This is a genomic window from Acinetobacter sp. NS-4 (assembly GCF_037402435.1).
GTDB lineage: Bacteria > Pseudomonadota > Gammaproteobacteria > Pseudomonadales > Moraxellaceae > Acinetobacter.
This window is the reverse complement of record NZ_JBBEUE010000009.1, coordinates 64,607-80,114: the sequence shown is the minus strand read 5'-3', so window position 1 is coordinate 80,114 and position 15,508 is coordinate 64,607. Positions and strand designations below refer to the sequence as shown.

The 15,508-nt window shown below is 44.8% G+C and carries 15 protein-coding genes; 10 read left to right on the top strand and 5 right to left on the bottom strand.

The annotated features are described in order from the left end of the window. The first annotated feature begins 222 nt into the window (after window positions 1–222). The 5 genes from WAE57_RS08970 to WAE57_RS08950 are packed head-to-tail and all read left to right on the top strand — an operon-like array spanning window position 223 to window position 3,440. A complete protein-coding gene (locus WAE57_RS08970; RefSeq protein WP_337710170.1) occupies window positions 223–1,041 on the top strand; it encodes an ABC transporter ATP-binding protein in 819 nt (272 codons plus the stop codon). Then, window positions 1,038–1,817, top strand: coding sequence for a lipid asymmetry maintenance ABC transporter permease subunit MlaE (gene mlaE, locus WAE57_RS08965; RefSeq protein WP_086174481.1), 780 nt, complete (start codon window positions 1,038–1,040; stop codon window positions 1,815–1,817). Before WAE57_RS08970 ends, mlaE begins: the two co-directional genes overlap by 4 nt. After that, window positions 1,817–2,488: an outer membrane lipid asymmetry maintenance protein MlaD gene (locus WAE57_RS08960; RefSeq protein WP_337710168.1), complete on the top strand. Its 672-nt coding sequence runs from the start codon at window positions 1,817–1,819 to the stop codon at window positions 2,486–2,488. Before mlaE ends, WAE57_RS08960 begins: the two co-directional genes overlap by 1 nt. Before the next feature lie 18 nt (window positions 2,489–2,506). Further along, on the top strand, window positions 2,507–3,133 hold the full coding sequence (locus WAE57_RS08955) for an ABC transporter substrate-binding protein (protein WP_086174479.1): 627 nt from the start codon (window positions 2,507–2,509) through the stop codon (window positions 3,131–3,133). Between the two features lie 16 nt (window positions 3,134–3,149). Continuing rightward, the gene (locus tag WAE57_RS08950; protein ID WP_237787095.1) at window positions 3,150–3,440 is read left to right on the top strand and encodes an STAS domain-containing protein; all 291 of its coding nucleotides are present in this window, start codon (window positions 3,150–3,152) and stop codon (window positions 3,438–3,440) included. A gap of 144 nt (window positions 3,441–3,584) precedes the next feature. Here WAE57_RS08950 and WAE57_RS08945 read toward each other — a convergent pair whose 3' ends face one another. After that, window positions 3,585–4,598 carry a CorA family divalent cation transporter gene (locus tag WAE57_RS08945; protein ID WP_086174477.1) on the bottom strand — a complete coding sequence of 338 codons (1,014 nt, stop codon included), beginning with the start codon at window positions 4,596–4,598 and terminating at the stop codon, window positions 3,585–3,587. Between the two features lie 149 nt (window positions 4,599–4,747). On the opposite strand from WAE57_RS08945, the gene WAE57_RS08940 reads away from it, so the two are divergent. Both WAE57_RS08940 and WAE57_RS08935 read left to right on the top strand, forming a co-directional pair. Beyond that, window positions 4,748–5,350 carry a TIGR00730 family Rossman fold protein gene (locus tag WAE57_RS08940; RefSeq protein WP_337710163.1) on the top strand — a complete coding sequence of 201 codons (603 nt, stop codon included), beginning with the start codon at window positions 4,748–4,750 and terminating at the stop codon, window positions 5,348–5,350. Beyond that, window positions 5,347–5,757 carry an NUDIX domain-containing protein gene (locus WAE57_RS08935; RefSeq protein WP_337710161.1) on the top strand — a complete coding sequence of 137 codons (411 nt, stop codon included), beginning with the start codon at window positions 5,347–5,349 and terminating at the stop codon, window positions 5,755–5,757. The genes WAE57_RS08940 and WAE57_RS08935 overlap by 4 nt, the downstream gene beginning before the upstream one ends. A 93-nt stretch (window positions 5,758–5,850) precedes the next feature. Here the strand turns inward: WAE57_RS08935 and WAE57_RS08930 are convergent, their stop codons facing one another. Both WAE57_RS08930 and recG read right to left on the bottom strand, forming a co-directional pair. Next, window positions 5,851–6,483, bottom strand: coding sequence for a phosphoribosyltransferase family protein (locus tag WAE57_RS08930; protein ID WP_337710159.1), 633 nt, complete (start codon window positions 6,481–6,483; stop codon window positions 5,851–5,853). A gap of 125 nt (window positions 6,484–6,608) precedes the next feature. Beyond that, window positions 6,609–8,654: an ATP-dependent DNA helicase RecG gene (gene recG / locus WAE57_RS08925; protein ID WP_337710157.1), complete on the bottom strand. Its 2,046-nt coding sequence runs from the start codon at window positions 8,652–8,654 to the stop codon at window positions 6,609–6,611. A 35-nt stretch (window positions 8,655–8,689) separates the two neighbouring features. On the opposite strand from recG, the gene WAE57_RS08920 reads away from it, so the two are divergent. Beyond that, window positions 8,690–9,496, top strand: a complete 807-nt coding sequence (locus WAE57_RS08920) for an NAD-dependent epimerase/dehydratase family protein (protein WP_337710155.1) — start codon at window positions 8,690–8,692, stop codon at window positions 9,494–9,496. A gap of 146 nt (window positions 9,497–9,642) precedes the next feature. Here the strand turns inward: WAE57_RS08920 and plsB are convergent, their stop codons facing one another. Then, the gene (plsB, locus tag WAE57_RS08915; RefSeq protein ID WP_337710154.1) at window positions 9,643–12,219 is read right to left on the bottom strand and encodes a glycerol-3-phosphate 1-O-acyltransferase PlsB; all 2,577 of its coding nucleotides are present in this window, start codon (window positions 12,217–12,219) and stop codon (window positions 9,643–9,645) included. 294 nt (window positions 12,220–12,513) lie between these two features. On the opposite strand from plsB, the gene WAE57_RS08910 reads away from it, so the two are divergent. Beyond that, window positions 12,514–13,386: an acyl-CoA thioesterase II gene (locus WAE57_RS08910; RefSeq protein ID WP_337710152.1), complete on the top strand. Its 873-nt coding sequence runs from the start codon at window positions 12,514–12,516 to the stop codon at window positions 13,384–13,386. 390 nt (window positions 13,387–13,776) lie between these two features. After that, entirely contained in the window at window positions 13,777–15,012 is a 1,236-nt protein-coding gene (locus WAE57_RS08905) for a dicarboxylate/amino acid:cation symporter (protein WP_237787103.1), read from the top strand. Here WAE57_RS08905 and WAE57_RS08900 read toward each other — a convergent pair. After that, window positions 15,009–15,428: a VOC family protein gene (locus WAE57_RS08900; protein WP_337710150.1), complete on the bottom strand. Its 420-nt coding sequence runs from the start codon at window positions 15,426–15,428 to the stop codon at window positions 15,009–15,011. The two genes, WAE57_RS08905 and WAE57_RS08900, sit on opposite strands and share 4 nt — an antisense overlap. Window positions 15,429–15,508 lie beyond the last annotated feature (80 nt).

The window sequence follows — 15,508 nt, the reverse complement described above, 5'->3', positions numbered from 1 at the left end:
GTGATTATGCCTTATATTGGTTTGATTTTATTACTATGCAATATTGCATACTATATCTATAATTCTTTTCAATAATTCAGCATCCTGTTAGTTAAAATAGCTGCACTACAATTAAAAAATAAAAATTATGGTAAATTGGTTGCTTTTTATCTAAAGGTAACATTTTAAACCCGAATCCTTTATAGTATGCATGCTGAAAAAAATGCAGGAAAACCCTCAGCTATGAATAATCAAATACCTCAGCAAGCTCAATCTTGGATTGAAGTCCATGACTTGAGCTTTAAACGAGGGAAACGTGTCATTTTCGATAATGTCAGTTTAAAAATTCGACGTGGCCAGATTACCGCGATTATGGGGCCTTCAGGTACCGGTAAAACTACTTTGCTCCGTCTGATTGGTGGTCAGTTGACGCCTGAGCACGGTAAAATTCTGTTAGATGGCCAAAATATTGCAGATATGTCACGTCAGGAATTATTTGCTGCACGTGCCCGTATGGGCATGCTGTTCCAAAGCGGTGCTCTGTTTACCGATATGAGTGTCTATGAAAATGTGGCTTTTCCTTTACGTGCGCATACTCAACTTTCTGAACATCTGATTGCTGAGCTGGTAGCACTTAAACTGGAGGCGGTGGGCTTACGCGGTACTGAAAAGTTGATGCCTGCAGAATTGTCTGGCGGGATGAATCGTCGTGTGGCTTTGGCCCGTGCGATTGCGCTAGATCCGGAACTGATCATGTACGATGAACCTTTTGCCGGCCAAGACCCGATTGTAAAAGGGGTACTTGCCCGTTTAATTCGTACCTTGCGTGAAGCACTGGATTTAACCACGATTATTGTGTCGCACGATGTGGGAGAAACCTTATCCATTGCCGATTACATTTATATTATTGCGGAAGGGGTTATTCAGGGCGAGGGCACGCCGGCTGAATTAATGCAGCATGAATCGGCATTTGTCCGTCAGTTCTTAACCGGGGCTGCTGAAGGTCCTGTCGATTATCAGTTTAGTCATAAGGCTTATTTAAGTGATGAGGTGCGTTCATGAATGCTATTGCCTCATTAGGTAGACGCGTCATTGAACGTGTTCAGGGTATAGGTGTGGCAACCCAGATGTTGCTGCAAATCCTGTTTTCCATGCCGACCTGGCTCGGGGTCAAACTGTTTCTTTATCAAATGTACCGTATTGGTGTGATGTCTTTATTGATTATTGCCGTATCGGGTTTGTTCATTGGTTTAGTACTTGGTTTACAAGGCTATTCCATTTTGGTCAATATCGGCTCGGAAGCCATGCTTGGCACAATGGTGTCTTTAACCCTGTTAAGAGAGTTGGCTCCTGTCGTGGCGGCATTATTGTTTGCAGGGCGTGCCGGTTCGGCTTTAACGGCTGAAATAGGCTTGATGAAAGCCACAGAGCAGCTGGCCAGTATGGAAATGATTGGGGTCGATCCGCTGAAACGTATCGTTTCTCCTCGTTTATGGGCCGGTATTGTTAGTCTGCCGATGTTATCAATCATTTTTGGTGCCATTGGTATCATGGGCGGTAAAATGGTTGGGGTCGATTTTTTAGGGGTAGATGAAGGTTCCTTCTGGAGCGGGATGCAAAATAGCGTGCAGTTCTATAAAGATATTTTCAACGGCACCATTATTAAAAGCTTGGTTTTTGCATTAATTTGCACATGGATTGCAGTCTATCAGGGCTATGCCTGTGTGCCAACGTCGGAAGGAATTGCAACATCGACTACGCGAACAGTAGTGTATTCCTCATTGTGTGTTTTGGGTTCTGATTTTGTGTTGACTGCGGTCATGTTTGGAGGTGTTTAATGAAATCACGTGCAAGTGAGCTGGCCGTAGGTATTTTTGTCATTCTTACAGGTATTGCCTTATTTTTCTTGGCTATGAAAGTGAGTGGCTTGGTGGGAACAAACCTGCGTGACAGCTACAACATGACCGCAAGTTTTGACAATGTGAATGGCCTAAAACCGCGTGCCAAAGTCACCATGAGTGGCGTGACCATTGGTCGTGTCACGGATATTACCCTTGATCCGGTATCACGTTTGGCAACGGTGCATTTTGAGCTGGATGGCAAGTTAACGTCTTTCAATAAAGAACAGCTGAAAAAGGTTAAAGCCAATGCTTTGGAAGAATTGCGCTATAGCACAGAATACAGTGAAGCAGCTCCTGCGAAACAAAAAGAAATGGAAAAGCAACTGGCTGATAACATGAACTCCATCACTAGTATCGATGAAGATGCTTATATTATGGTTGCAACCAACGGTTTATTGGGCGAAAAATATTTGAAAGTTGTTCCAGGTGGTGGTCTGAACTATGTCAAACGTGGTGAAAGCATTGCCAATACCCAAGGTACGATGGATCTTGAAGATTTAATCAGTAAATTTATTACTGGTGGTGCAGGCAAGTCATCAGCTAAGGCGGCAGAAGAAAAAACATCAACTGAATCAACAGAAGATGCGCAAACTTCATTTGTTGAATAATTTTGAGAGGAGAATTTCGTGAATACCTTACTTAAACATACACTTGGCATAAGTGTTTTATCAACAATGATCGCAAGTACTGCATTTGCAGCACCGACTGAAACGCCACCGGCTTTTGTTAAAAAAGTAGCAGATGGTCTGGTTGCTCGTTTAAAAGCGGATCAAGGAAAATTGCAAAACAATCCTGCTGCGGTGAAAGCGATTGTGCGTCAAAATCTTGATCCTTATATTGATTCACAAGCCTTTACCCGTCTGGTCATGGGAACCTATGCCACCAATCAGTACAGTACGGCTGCTCAGCGTGCCAAGTTTGAACACAATTTTCGTGAAACTTTAATCGAAAATTACGGTACAGCTTTTGTTAAATATACCAACCAGACTTATAGCCTGCGTCCATATAAAGAAACAAATAGCAAAAATCCTGTGGTCACGATTGATTTCAACAACAAAGGTGAAAAAACCCCTGTATCTTTCCAGTTGGTGGATAAAGGCAATCAATGGAAAGTACGTAATATCAATGTGGCTGGTATTGATTTAGGTTTACAGTTCCGTAATCAGTTTGCTGCAACGGTAAAACGTAATGGTGGCAATATCGATAAAGCTATTGCGAACTTTGAACCCGATGCATCTGTAGATAAAAAATAACCGGGAAGGGTGTTCAGTGATTCAATTCATTCATCAGGAATTGCAGGTTTCCGGCAAAATAGATTATGCCAATGCAGAGGACTATTACCAGCAAGGTTTAAAACTGATTCAATCGCAGCATCAGTTTCCTGTGGTGGTCAATCTGGCACAGCTGGAACAGGGCAGTACGCTGGCACTGGCAGTACTGGTGCGCTGGTTACGTCAGACCCCGAAAGCTCAGGGTCTGCAATTTAAAGCAGTGCCTGAGAAAATGATGAAAATCATTCAGGCCTGTCATTTGCAAGATGATCTGCAGCTGATTGGCTAAACCAATAAAAAAGCACCGGAAGGTGCTTTTTTATATCCATAGCTTACATACTTCTCACTTTTCCTAAGGCGTGGAAATTGAAGACAACCATCAAAATAAGTGCGTTTCTTGCGCTTCGCTTTGAAGCAGTGCTTCAAAGCTTGCTCAAATCCATTTCTTCCAGCGGAAATAGATCAGTGGTCCAATAAAGAAGGCCACTAAAATAATGCCGACCATAATAAAACTGGTCGCCCCTCGGGCAAATGGCAGCACATCGGTATTCATGCCATAGATACTGGCAACCAGCATCGGTGGTGCGAGCATGCTTGGCAAGATCGAGAAGCGACGGATGGTATCGTTCTGTTCGGTATTAATGAATCCGGAGGTGGTGTCGAGTAAAAATCGAACCTTCTGGAACAGGAAGGCATCATGTTCTACCAGAGATCGCACATCTTCACTGAGTTCTCGAATATCGGCATCATAAATATGACTGCCTAAAGCACGCGGACGCGACAAGAAAGTCAGTACCCGACGTAAATCGATTAAACACAACTGTGCCTTTCCGAGCATATCTTCCAATTGTGCCAGACGGGTAATCATGTCATCCAGATCGAGAATTTGTTCACGATGGCGGTTGTTCAACACTTCTGTGGAATATTTTTCCAGGTCTTTGTGGATATCTTCCAGGATATCCGCAAGTTCATCCAGTTTGGCTTCCAGTAAACCGAGCAAAACCCAGGTCGGGTCTTTGTAGTCAATTTCATAGTCGTTACGACGGGCACGGGCACGGAAAGCACGGAAGGCCACCAGTTTTTCACCGCGCAGGGTAAACAGGTGTTGTTTATGTAGAATAAAAGCCACCGTTTGCACGGTTGCTAAAATGCTCGAGTTGTCATCGGTTTCGCCATCGACCTGAAAATTTTTATTTTTCGTCAAAAAATAGGTACTGATATGTAAAATACCGTCATCATCACGGTAGAATCGTGCCGATGAAGAAATATCCTCCAAGGATTTTAGCGTCGGTAAATTTTGCTCATAAGCATCTAAGACCCATTGTTGTTCTTCTTGTGATGGGGCAATGAGATCGATCCACACTAAATCCGGGTGGAGATCAAAACCACCATTGATGGTGGCATCTTCCAAACTACCGCGCTCTGTGGCGTAAAAGGCTTCAAGCATGCTGTCTTTTCCCTGCGCAGTATAGGTGAATTGATGGGTGTATTTTAGACAAGGAATTGAATAAAAACACTGATTCAATCGCTTTTTTATTAAAAAATCTCCTGAAAATTTACTTTATTAATATGACATCTGCAAAACAGGCTGAAACAATGACGAAATCGATCGCAATTTTTTGTGGCTCAGCTTTAGGCACCGACTCGATTTTTTTAGATACCGCGCAAAAAATGGGGCGAACCATCGCCCAGCAAGGGAAAACCCTGGTTTATGGGGGTGGACGTTCAGGTCTGATGGGGGTGGTGGCCGATAGTGCTTTACAGGCAGGTGGCAAAGTCATTGGGGTAATCCCAAGGGTGTTGGTGGATCATGAGCTGGCTCATCCGCATTTAACCGAATTGCATGTGGTGGCCAATATGCATGAACGCAAAACCAGGATGTCGGAACTTTCTGATGCCTTTATTGCCTTACCGGGCGGTGCAGGTACGCTGGAAGAGATTTTTGAGCAATGGACCTGGTCACAGCTCGGTATTCATTTAAAGCCCTGTGCATTTTTAAATGTGGCCGGATTTTACGATGATTTGCTGAAATTTATTCAGTTGACCACAGTAAAAGGTTTTACCCAGCCACGTTTTGCAGACAGTATGATTGCTTCGGATTCCATTGAAGATATTTTGCAACAATTTGACGCTTTTCGAGCGCCACAACCGAAATGGGGAATGGTGGTGGATCAGGAAGTCTTGGTGAAACATGCATGAAAATCATTACTGTCGCAGCGGCCATTATTTTAAATGATCAACAGCAACTTTTAGTGGTGCGTAAACGTAATACTTCCTGCTTTATGCAGGTAGGGGGCAAGCTGGAACCGAATGAGCCACCTGAAGACACCATGCTGCGTGAAATTCAGGAAGAAATAGGCTGTCGGGCCTCGATTGAGCAATTTGTCGGTCGCTTTGAAACAGCAACAGCCAATGAGCCGGATCATCAGCTTGTCAGCTATGTTTATTATGTGACTTTAGCGGGTACACCAAATATTTCTGCTGAAATTGCTGAGATGAAGTGGGTAAGTCTGGATGATCAGAGTACGCCACTTGCACCACTGACCACGCAAATTGTGATGCCTTGGGTAAAGCAGTTTTTAACAGCCAAAGCCATTATTTCCTGATCAGGACAACGACTTTCTGACTTATATCTGCCTCCTGTATTATGCCTGCATAGCTCAAGCTAAAATCGGGATCTGGGATATGTCCTCTTGGTTTTATGGCTCTGCACTGGCTATACAGGCGGCATAGATTTGCTGACAGCCTAATTCGTCTAACTTGGTTTTTAAGGCATGTAGTGAACTGCCAGTCGTAACTACATCATCCAGCATCAGCACTTTGCGGTAACGAATTTTAGGCCGTGCTGCAATCACGAATTGCTGCTCGATCTGATCCAGGCGTTCTATCCGGCTCATGCCTTTTTGCGAATGTTGGGCCAGCCGGGACACCGGTTGCCAGACTGGAATATTCAGCTGTTTTGCCAAGAGTTTCGCAACCACCAATGACTGGTTATAGCCACGTTCTGCCAAACGCTGATGGGAAATGGGCATCGGGACAATCGCTTGGATTTTGGGAATTCGAAGTTGGATTAAAGCTCCTGCAAGCAATTGCTGAAAATGTAGCTGTTGTTCATATTTGAATTTTTGAATGATGCGATCCATCGGATAGTCATAATGACAGGCGACCTGAATATTCATTTCTTGTCGTTGAACCACATTTTTAAACCACGGTAATTTCTGCCAGCAATCTGTACAGACTGAATGATGACGTTGATGGTCTATGCCACAGAGTATGCAAGGGGAAAAACGTTGGATGGCTTTGTGCATGAATGGTTGAATAAATTGCAGCATATTTTCTTCTTCTTTTTATTGAATATTAATTTTGCATAGCAGGTATTTAAGTGCGATAGTGGCAGCATCCATGCTGCTCACGGCATAATCAATAACTGACTGAGCCTGTTATTTAAAATTATTTTTTACACATAGGCATAGCGCGGCGCTTCAGGCAGCCAGCGTTTTAACAAGGCATCGGCATTTTCCGGATAGTCTTTCAAAATTTGCTGTGCGACGTAGTGCGCCTGATTGAGCAGATGATCATCGCGTTCCAGTTTGGCCACGCGAAAGCCCATATCCCCAGTTTGTTTGGTGCCCAGCAACTCACCCGGACCACGAATTTCCAGATCCTTTTCGGCAATGATAAAACCGTCATTGGTTTCGCGCATGATGCGTAGCCGTTCCTGTCCATTTTGCGACAGTGGGTTTTTATACAGCAGGGCACAGAAACTGGCGGTTGCTCCACGACCAACGCGACCACGCAGCTGATGTAACTGCGAAAGTCCTAAGCGTTCGGCATTTTCAATTACCATAATGGATGCATTCGGCACATCCACACCTACTTCAATTACTGTGGTGGCAATCAGTAGTTGCAGCTGATTATCTTTAAATTGTTGCATCACCGACTGTTTTTCATCAGCTTTCATTTTGCCGTGTACCAAGCCAATGTTGAGCTGTGGAAAGCGCTGTTTAATTTCCTGATAAGTCGCTTCAGCAGCCTGTGCATCCAGGGTTTCCGATTGTTCCACCAGGGTACAGACCCAGTAAGCCTGTTTGCCTTCAGCACAGTTGGTGGTAATACGCTGAAGCACTTCTTCACGGCGATCCAAAGGAATGGTCACGGTTTGAATCGGGGTACGACCGGGCGGCAGTTCATCAATCACCGAAGTATCCAGATCGCCATAAGCCGACATCGCCAGCGTACGTGGAATAGGTGTCGCGGTCATCACCAGTTGATGCGGTGTCATGTTGTTGGCACCTTTATTACGAAGTGCCAGTCGTTGATCGACCCCAAAGCGATGCTGTTCATCAATAATCACCAGACCAAGTTTGGCAAATTCAACATTTTCCTGAAACAGGGCATGAGTACCGATCACTAAATTTGCGGTGCCTTCTTTAATTGTTTGTTCTGCTGCTGTGCGCGCTTTACCTTTTTGTTTGCCTGAAAGCCAGGACACGGTTAGGCCTAGTGGTTCAAACCATTTTTTAAAATTTAAATAATGCTGTTCAGCCAAAATTTCTGTCGGTGCCATCAGTGCTACTTGCCAGCCTTCTTCCAAGGCATGACAGGCTGCAACTCCTGCAACCAAAGTTTTACCTGCGCCGACATCGCCCTGAACCAGACGCAGCATCGGCTTGTTTTGTTTTAAGTCCTGCACAATTTCTTTGGAGACCCGTTTTTGCGCACCAGTCAGGCTAAAGGGCAAGCCGGCTAAGAGTTGTTTGGCAAAATTTTTACTGGCCGTGAAGGAGGGCGCTTCGATCTGCTGGATATAGGCACGCCGTGTAAGCAGACTAATTTGATGGGCAACCAGTTCTTCAAAAATCAGGCGCTGCTGTGCCGGATGAGAACCTTGTGCCAGTTGTAACATGTTCGCATTTAATGGCGGTTCATGAATATATTCCAATGCCTGTTTTAGCGCATAACCATTGGTGAATTTTTCCGGCAATAATTCCGGTAGACCATCACTGTGCTGTTTCAATGCCTGTCTGACATATTCACGCAGTTTTGGCTGGGTTAGGCCATCGGTTGCAGGATAAATCGCGGTGAGCTGGGTTTTCGGCAACGGCGTGTGTTCGGTAATCAGCTGGATTTCAGGATGATACAGTTCCAGACCACGTGCACCCACGCGAACTTCACCAAAAATGCGCAAGCGATTACCGACTTTGGCATGGTCAGTCAGGGCTTTATAGACATGATAAAAACGTAAGGTGACTTTGCCAAAATCATCCTGTAGCTGGATCGCCATGGATTTACGCTTACCTGGCGGAAAATCGACCCCTTTAACGATTCCTTCCAGCAAATAGCTACGCCCCACGGACAATTGGTTCATGGGGATGATCGTGCTACGATCTTCATAATCACGCGGCAGATGAAACAGTAAATCATCTGTGCTAAAGATATTCAGTTTTTCCAGTAATGCAGCAGAGGCAGTTCCTACCCCTTGCAATTGATGGACTGCAGCCATGTCCCCTCAACTTGAGTTAATTCATCAGGTGCTTAATGCATATATTATTTATAGGTTATGGTAAAACATCTACCCGGGTTGCTAAACAATTATTTCAGCAAGGGCACCAAATTACCACAATCAGCCAAAGTCCGAAAACTGATGTCTATGCAAATCATCTGATTCAGGATGTACATCAGCTTAATTTAACTCAGATCACGCCCATAGATTGGGTCTATATTTTGCTGTCGCCATCACAAAGCACGGTAGAAGGCTATCAACAGACTTATGTCGATACTGTCGCACCGATTGTGCATGCTTTAAAGCTGCATCCGGTGCAAAGAATTGTCGTGGTGTCCTCGACCCGTGTTTATGGTGAAAATGCCGGGGAGTGCATTGATGATGAATCTGCTATTCGTCCTGTGGATGAGCAGGGCCGATTACTCTGGAAAATGGAGCAGCTTTATCAGCAGGCATTTCCAGAGCGCTGTGTGGTGATTCGCCCTACAGGGATTTATGGCACTTCTGTCGCCAGAATGATCAAGCTGGCTGAGAGCACTAAAAGCTATGCCAATATGCATTGGTCAAACCGAATTCATATCGATGATCTGGCGCACTTTCTTGCACAATTGATTCACGTGGAACATCCTGAAAAATCTTATATTTGTAGCAATAATCAGCCGATTGCTCTGCATGAAATCATTCTATGGTTTCAACGGCAGTTGAATTTACCTGAACTGGTTTTACAAAGCCAAAAACAAACGGGTAAACGGATTTATGTAACGCGAATGAAGGAAATGGGCTTTCAGTTAGAACATGAGGATTGTTTTAGGGATTATGTGGAATTGTTAAAGGTGGAGTGAATGCCACTTTGATATTTGAAGTTCCTCCTCCCTATGGGAGGAGGTTAGGAGGAGGGTTCTTTAATCAATCTCACTCTAGCCGTCATTTGTGCTGGATATCAAGCAGTGCCTTATATCCAGCTCAGGAGAGGGAATACTTAAGGCCCTTATTTCTTCTTCCGCTTCAAACGACGTTTTGCCTGCTGTGCCGCAACGGCATCCAAAGCTTCTTTCAGCTCTTCATCACTGAAGGTGGTAATGTGCTGAAGCATTTGCAAGGTCACATCATCCAGCACCAGGTTGGCATACTGAGCCACGTTCTGGAAGTTCTCATCAAACACAATGGCGTTATCTTCATTGTTACGAATATAACCCTGTTGCGTCAGCACTTTAATAAAACTCTGGAACAGCGATTTATCAAAGAACTCCGGTGAGTTGAACTCATACAGTACTGATAGGCGCTGACCGACCAGATGACTGAGTTCTTCCACCTGACGGGTAGAAATATTGCCTGAACCGCGTTGGGTAATTAAAGCCAGCGTCATGTAATAACGTTCCAGACTCTGCATCACAGGAGCAGCAAGCACCACCAGCTGGTTATGATCTTCCGAATTTGGTGCAGGGGAAAGCAGGTTGCCCTCATTATCTTCAGAAATCAGTTTGGCCTGAATCAGCGCTTCGGCATAGGCACAGATTTGGTCTTTCAGCTCTTCATCATTCCATTTCAGGAACAATTCCGCTTTCAGGAATGGATAAAGCGTGCGGATAACATTAATCAAATCGCCACGGCGGATCGAACCGTTATGTTCTACCAGTGCGGCAATTAATGAAGGCAACACGAAGGCATGCAGGATGTTGTTACGGAAATAAGTCAGCAATACTGCCTGATTGTCTTCAATGGCAATAATATCGCCTAGAACATGCTTCACACGTTTAATCAGTTTCAATTTTAAACCGTAGGCAATGATTTCCTTGCCTGAAAGCGGTGTTACCTGAGTACGTGCATCATAAGGCAATGCAGTCAATAGCTTACGGTAGGCATCCAGCTGCTTGATGCAGATCTCTTCATCCAGGGTATGTTTCGGGGTTGCTAACAGGATCAGAGAAAGTAACGATACCGGATTGATCACCACGGCACGGTTAATATTTTCCAAAATCGCATGTGCCGAGCTGTTGACTGCATCCGAAACTTCTTGAGGGATCGGGTCATCATTTTTGGCAATTTTAATATTGTCTGCACCATGCTGTTTTAGCATGTCATCCAGGAAAACCGGTTCACCAAAGTTCACATGCACTTGACCGAAGATGCGTTCGATTTTGCGCAGGGTTTTCATAATGCCCATGATGGATTCAGATTCTTTATCTTTACCGTTCATTTCACCGACATAGGTGGCACCTTCCATCAGGCGTTCATAGCCAATATAGGTCGGTACAAATACGATCGGTTTAGAACGGCCACGTAAATGCCCGTGCACGGTCATGGCCAGCATACCGGTTTTGGCTGGCAGCAAGCGTCCTGTACGTGAACGGCCACCTTCAATAAAATATTCCAGTGGTGTGTTACGGGAAAGAATGTTGAAAAGATATTCTTTAAATACAGTGGTATATAGACCATTACCACGGAAAGTACGGCGAATAAAAAATGCACCGCCACCACGCAATAATTGACCCACAAAAGGCATGTTTAGGTTATCGCCCGCAGCAATGTACGGCACCATCATGCCACGTTTATAAATCACATAAGACAGTAATAAATAGTCGATGTGACTGCGGTGACAGGGGGTGTAGATAATCTCGTAGTCTTTGGCCAGTTCACGCACGGTACTGAAATTATGCACCTCTACGCCGTCATAAAGCTGGGTCCATAAACGGGTAAGCGCCATGTCGGCAAAACGCACGGCTGAATGCGAATAGTCAGATACGATCTCGTTTAAATAGCCAATGGCACGACGTTCAGCTTCAATCATGCTAATTTTGCCACGGATACTTTCACGGCGGATGGCATCCTGAACATCACTGGCCTTGATCAGTGAATGCACCACGTTACGTCGGTCTGAAAGATCCGGACCCAGTACCACTTCACGTTGACCATCTAAATAGTTGTTTAAGGTATTGAGAATATAAGTCGCAGGAGACAGGTTCGGATGGGTCTGTTGGGAAAATTCGATCAGTTGACGCAAAGACTGGCCCTGATGGAATTCCAGATAAGACTGACGACCATGCAAGCCAATATTCACCAGCTGTTTGACCGTACCTGGTGTTGCCCAGGTGTCGGTAAATAGCAGTTTCAGCCAGGAATCTTCTTTGTCTGGCGAACGCCCCCAGAGTACGGTCACCGGAATTAGTTCAATATCAACCTGAGGATGATGTTCCAGAATGTCGATCAGGCGCAATAACCGTGGTGGAAAGGCATGTGGCGGAGGATTGAGCAGGTTGTTTTCATCATGATGCTGCAAGAACAGCACCGATGCTTTTTCCTTGTGGTCACCCACCACCAATGGATTTAATGCCGGTGACAGTTTTAGGCGGCGGGTTTCACCATCGACAATCAGGGCATTACTGCGCGAGTAATTTTGTAATACATAGCACACCACTTTTTGTTGAATGGGGTGCTCTGCTTGGGAATTCGCTTCTGTAGTTGTCGGTTCAGTAGGAACCTCACCAAGAACATGTGGGGTTACCACCAGGTCAAGCAGCTTACTGGAAAGCTGACGATAGATTTGACCAAAGCCACTCTTGGACATACATACTCCTACTTAAATGACCGAAACCACAGATTTTCTGAGGGGGAATAGTTTTGCATCATTGTAATTTAAAACAATATGTCATTTTCTGACAAAATGCATATTGAGTGTTAAATTTTATCGTTAAAAATCGTATTTTTAGCGAATATTCCGCACAAATAGCGTGACAGGCCAGTCAGTCTAACTCTAGGGATTTAGTTTGGATTTGTGGCAGAATAGGGTGAATAGCTTAGCTGATTGCTTGAAATTTTTCGCCTACATTTTAGGTATCCCCCATTAAAAAATAGGTCGCTTATGAATGCCTTAACCCAAGAACTGGTTGAATTACTGAGCCTGGAAAAAATTGAAGAAAATATTTACCGAGGGCAAAGCCGTAACCTGGTGGGCAAGCGCGTCTTTGGTGGACAGGTGCTGGGGCAGGCATTACGCGCAGCATCCTATACGGCAGATCGTCCTGCACATTCATTGCATGCCTACTTTTTATATGGTGGAGATGTCAACGCACCGATTATTTATAAAGTAGACCATCTACGGGATGGTAAGAGCTTTGTCAGTCGCCAAGTACGTGCCATTCAGCATGGACGCACCATTTTTACCGCCATGGTTTCATTTGCAAGTCCAGAAGAAGGCTTGAATTATCAAATCTCGGAGCCGGAATATCCTGCCGTTGAAGATTTAAAAAATGAAGCTGAATTAAAGACACAGCTGGTCGAATTCGTGCCGGAAAATGTGCGTGCCAGTTTTATGCGTGACCGTCATGTGGAAATTCGCCCGATCAATCCGCAAAATCCGTTCCAGCCTCAACCTGAAGCGCCGTCTTATGCGCACTATATCCGCACCCATGGTCAGATTGCCCAGAAGGTCGATGAAATTTCATTGCATCAGGCTATTGCTGCTTTCTACTCGGACTTTACCTTAATGACCACGGCTTTACGTCCACACGGTTTAAGTTATATTTCCCCAAGTCTGCAATGTGCCAGCATTGACCATGCCATGTATTTCCATAAGCCATTCCGTGTTGATGAGTGGATGCTCTATGATATGGAAGCCACCATTAGTGCCAGTTCGCGCGGACTGAATTTCGGCCGCATGTGGCAAAATGGTGAACTGGTGTGTAGCACGACACAGGAAGGTTTGATTCGCTTGCGTGAAATTGAAACCCAATAAGGACTGAAATGTCATAAAAAAACCGGAGCTGCTGTCCGGTTTTTTATGCTTGTCTTGGTCATTGTGATTTAGTGGCAGCGAGGGATATCTTCGGAGATGTCTTTATGGCAGCCATGGTCTGGATGGGCAAATGCCACGCTGATATTCAGAAGCAGTGCAGTCATGAGCATGATTTTTTTCATATCGATTCTCTTTTAATTATTGGCTGGATGAGTATCTATCAATAAGCAGATTTTATGCCATCAGTTTAGCGCAGTGTTGATGATTCAGATAAAGTGAGCCACTGGCTTTAATCTATTTATGCTGAGCTTGTGACAAAAAATTCCTCGATTCTAAAAATAGGCCATGGCATAGTGCCAGTCAGGACTTAATGATAAAAAGCATGTCGTGATGAGCTTAAATACACAAATATTGATTGCTGCAATTTTAGGGGTAGCATTTGGGTTTCTGTTAAATCTGTTTCCTGATAGCCAGTTTTTTAATCTCAGTCTTTATGGCTTGGGATTGGCCAGTAGCATTTTTATTGGTTTGTTGAAAATGCTGCTTATTCCGCTGATTTTCAGTTCAATTGTGGTTGGTGTTTCGAATTTGCAGGCCGGTGGACAACTGGGGCGGGTCTGGAAAATCACCCTACTGTGCTGTGTCACCACCACTACTTTGGCGCTTATTTTAGGCTTAAGCTGTGCCCATCTGTTTAATGTAGGCAAGGGCGTAGATATTGTGATGTTTCAGGATGCCATGAGCAGCCATCAAACGCCAGATACCTTAACGCCATCGTCCTTCTTTACCAATTTTATTCAGAACACCTTGATTAATCCCTTTAAAGCTTTTGCAGAAGGCAATGTGTTAGCTGTAGTGGTGTTTGCCTTGTTTATTGGCGTGGCGCTGGTCAAAGGCGGAGATAATTTCCGCAGTGTACGTAAATTAAGCCTGCAATTTTTTGACATCATGATGCTGATGATTAGCTGGGTAATGAAGCTGGCACCGCTCGGTATTTTTGCTTTGCTGGCAAAACTGATTTCAACTGAAGATATTTCGGTGTTAAGCCGTCTGGCCGAGTTTGCCGCCGTGGTGACTGGAACCACCATTTTTCATGGTGCAGTAGTATTGCCTTTGTTGCTATGGATTTTTGGCAAGATGAGTCCAATTACGTTCTTTAAAGGTACACGGGCTGCGCTGATTACCGCATTTGCCACCAGTTCCAGTTCGGCTACCATGCCACTGTCGATGAAATGCGCGCAGGAAAATTTAAAGGTACGTCCCCAAACAGCAGGTTTTGTGATTCCATTGGGCACCCAGCTGAATATGGATGGTACGGCGTTGTATGAAGCTGCGGCAGCACTTTTTATTGCCAACCTGATGGGGCTGGATTTGAGTATCGGTCAGCAACTAATTGTCTGTGCAACAGCCATGATTGCATCCCTCGGTGCGCCAGGTATTCCAAGCGCAGGCATGGTGACCATGATTATGGTGTTGCAATCGGTCGGTTTACCGGCAGAAGCAATTGCGATTTTACTGCCGATTGACCGTTTGCTTGATACCGTCCGTACCGTGGTCAATGTTCAGGGTGATATGATGATTAGTGTAGTGGTCGATCGGTATACCCGTGAACCGCAAGTCGATTAATCCATTTCCCAGCTGGGATTAAACACGATTTCCCAGATATGGCCATCTGGATCCTGAAAATAACCGGCATAGCCGCCGTAAAAGGTGGCTTGTGCGGGTTTAATGATTTTGGCACCAGCACGTGCTGCCTGAGCCATGACCTGATCCACTTCCAGTGGGCTATAGACATTTTGTCCTAAAGTCATTTGAGTGGGACACATCGGCGTGAGCTCTAGTTCGGTATCCTGTTGAATACTGTTTTGTGGCCATAACGCCAGTTTCAGGCCAGACTGCAGTTCAATAAATGCCACTGCACCATATTCAAATTCCCGCCCGATAATCCCTTCACTGCTTAAGCCTAGGCCTTCACGATAAAAATGCAAAGATGCTTCCAGGTCGTGCACCCCCAGTGTAATGACTGAAATCCGTGCTTGCATACAGTTATCCTTATTGTTGTTTTCTTGGACTTTTATCTTAGAGCAAATAAAAAGCAGGGCATAAAGCCCTACTGTGTGGA

Coding starts and splice junctions, on each gene's coding strand:
- WAE57_RS08960 (WP_337710168.1), top strand. CDS start 1,817: ATGAAATCACGTGCAAGTGAGCTGGCCGTAGGTATTTTTGTCATTCTT.
- mlaE (WP_086174481.1), top strand. CDS start 1,038: ATGAATGCTATTGCCTCATTAGGTAGACGCGTCATTGAACGTGTTCAG.
- WAE57_RS08935 (WP_337710161.1), top strand. CDS start 5,347: ATGAAAATCATTACTGTCGCAGCGGCCATTATTTTAAATGATCAACAG.
- WAE57_RS08970 (WP_337710170.1), top strand. CDS start 223: ATGAATAATCAAATACCTCAGCAAGCTCAATCTTGGATTGAAGTCCAT.
- WAE57_RS08905 (WP_237787103.1), top strand. CDS start 13,777: ATGAGCTTAAATACACAAATATTGATTGCTGCAATTTTAGGGGTAGCA.
- WAE57_RS08930 (WP_337710159.1), bottom strand. CDS start 6,483: ATGCTGCAATTTATTCAACCATTCATGCACAAAGCCATCCAACGTTTT.
- WAE57_RS08940 (WP_337710163.1), top strand. CDS start 4,748: ATGACGAAATCGATCGCAATTTTTTGTGGCTCAGCTTTAGGCACCGAC.
- WAE57_RS08920 (WP_337710155.1), top strand. CDS start 8,690: ATGCATATATTATTTATAGGTTATGGTAAAACATCTACCCGGGTTGCT.
- plsB (WP_337710154.1), bottom strand. CDS start 12,219: ATGTCCAAGAGTGGCTTTGGTCAAATCTATCGTCAGCTTTCCAGTAAG.
- WAE57_RS08900 (WP_337710150.1), bottom strand. CDS start 15,428: ATGCAAGCACGGATTTCAGTCATTACACTGGGGGTGCACGACCTGGAA.
- WAE57_RS08910 (WP_337710152.1), top strand. CDS start 12,514: ATGAATGCCTTAACCCAAGAACTGGTTGAATTACTGAGCCTGGAAAAA.
- recG (WP_337710157.1), bottom strand. CDS start 8,654: ATGGCTGCAGTCCATCAATTGCAAGGGGTAGGAACTGCCTCTGCTGCA.
- WAE57_RS08945 (WP_086174477.1), bottom strand. CDS start 4,598: ATGCTTGAAGCCTTTTACGCCACAGAGCGCGGTAGTTTGGAAGATGCC.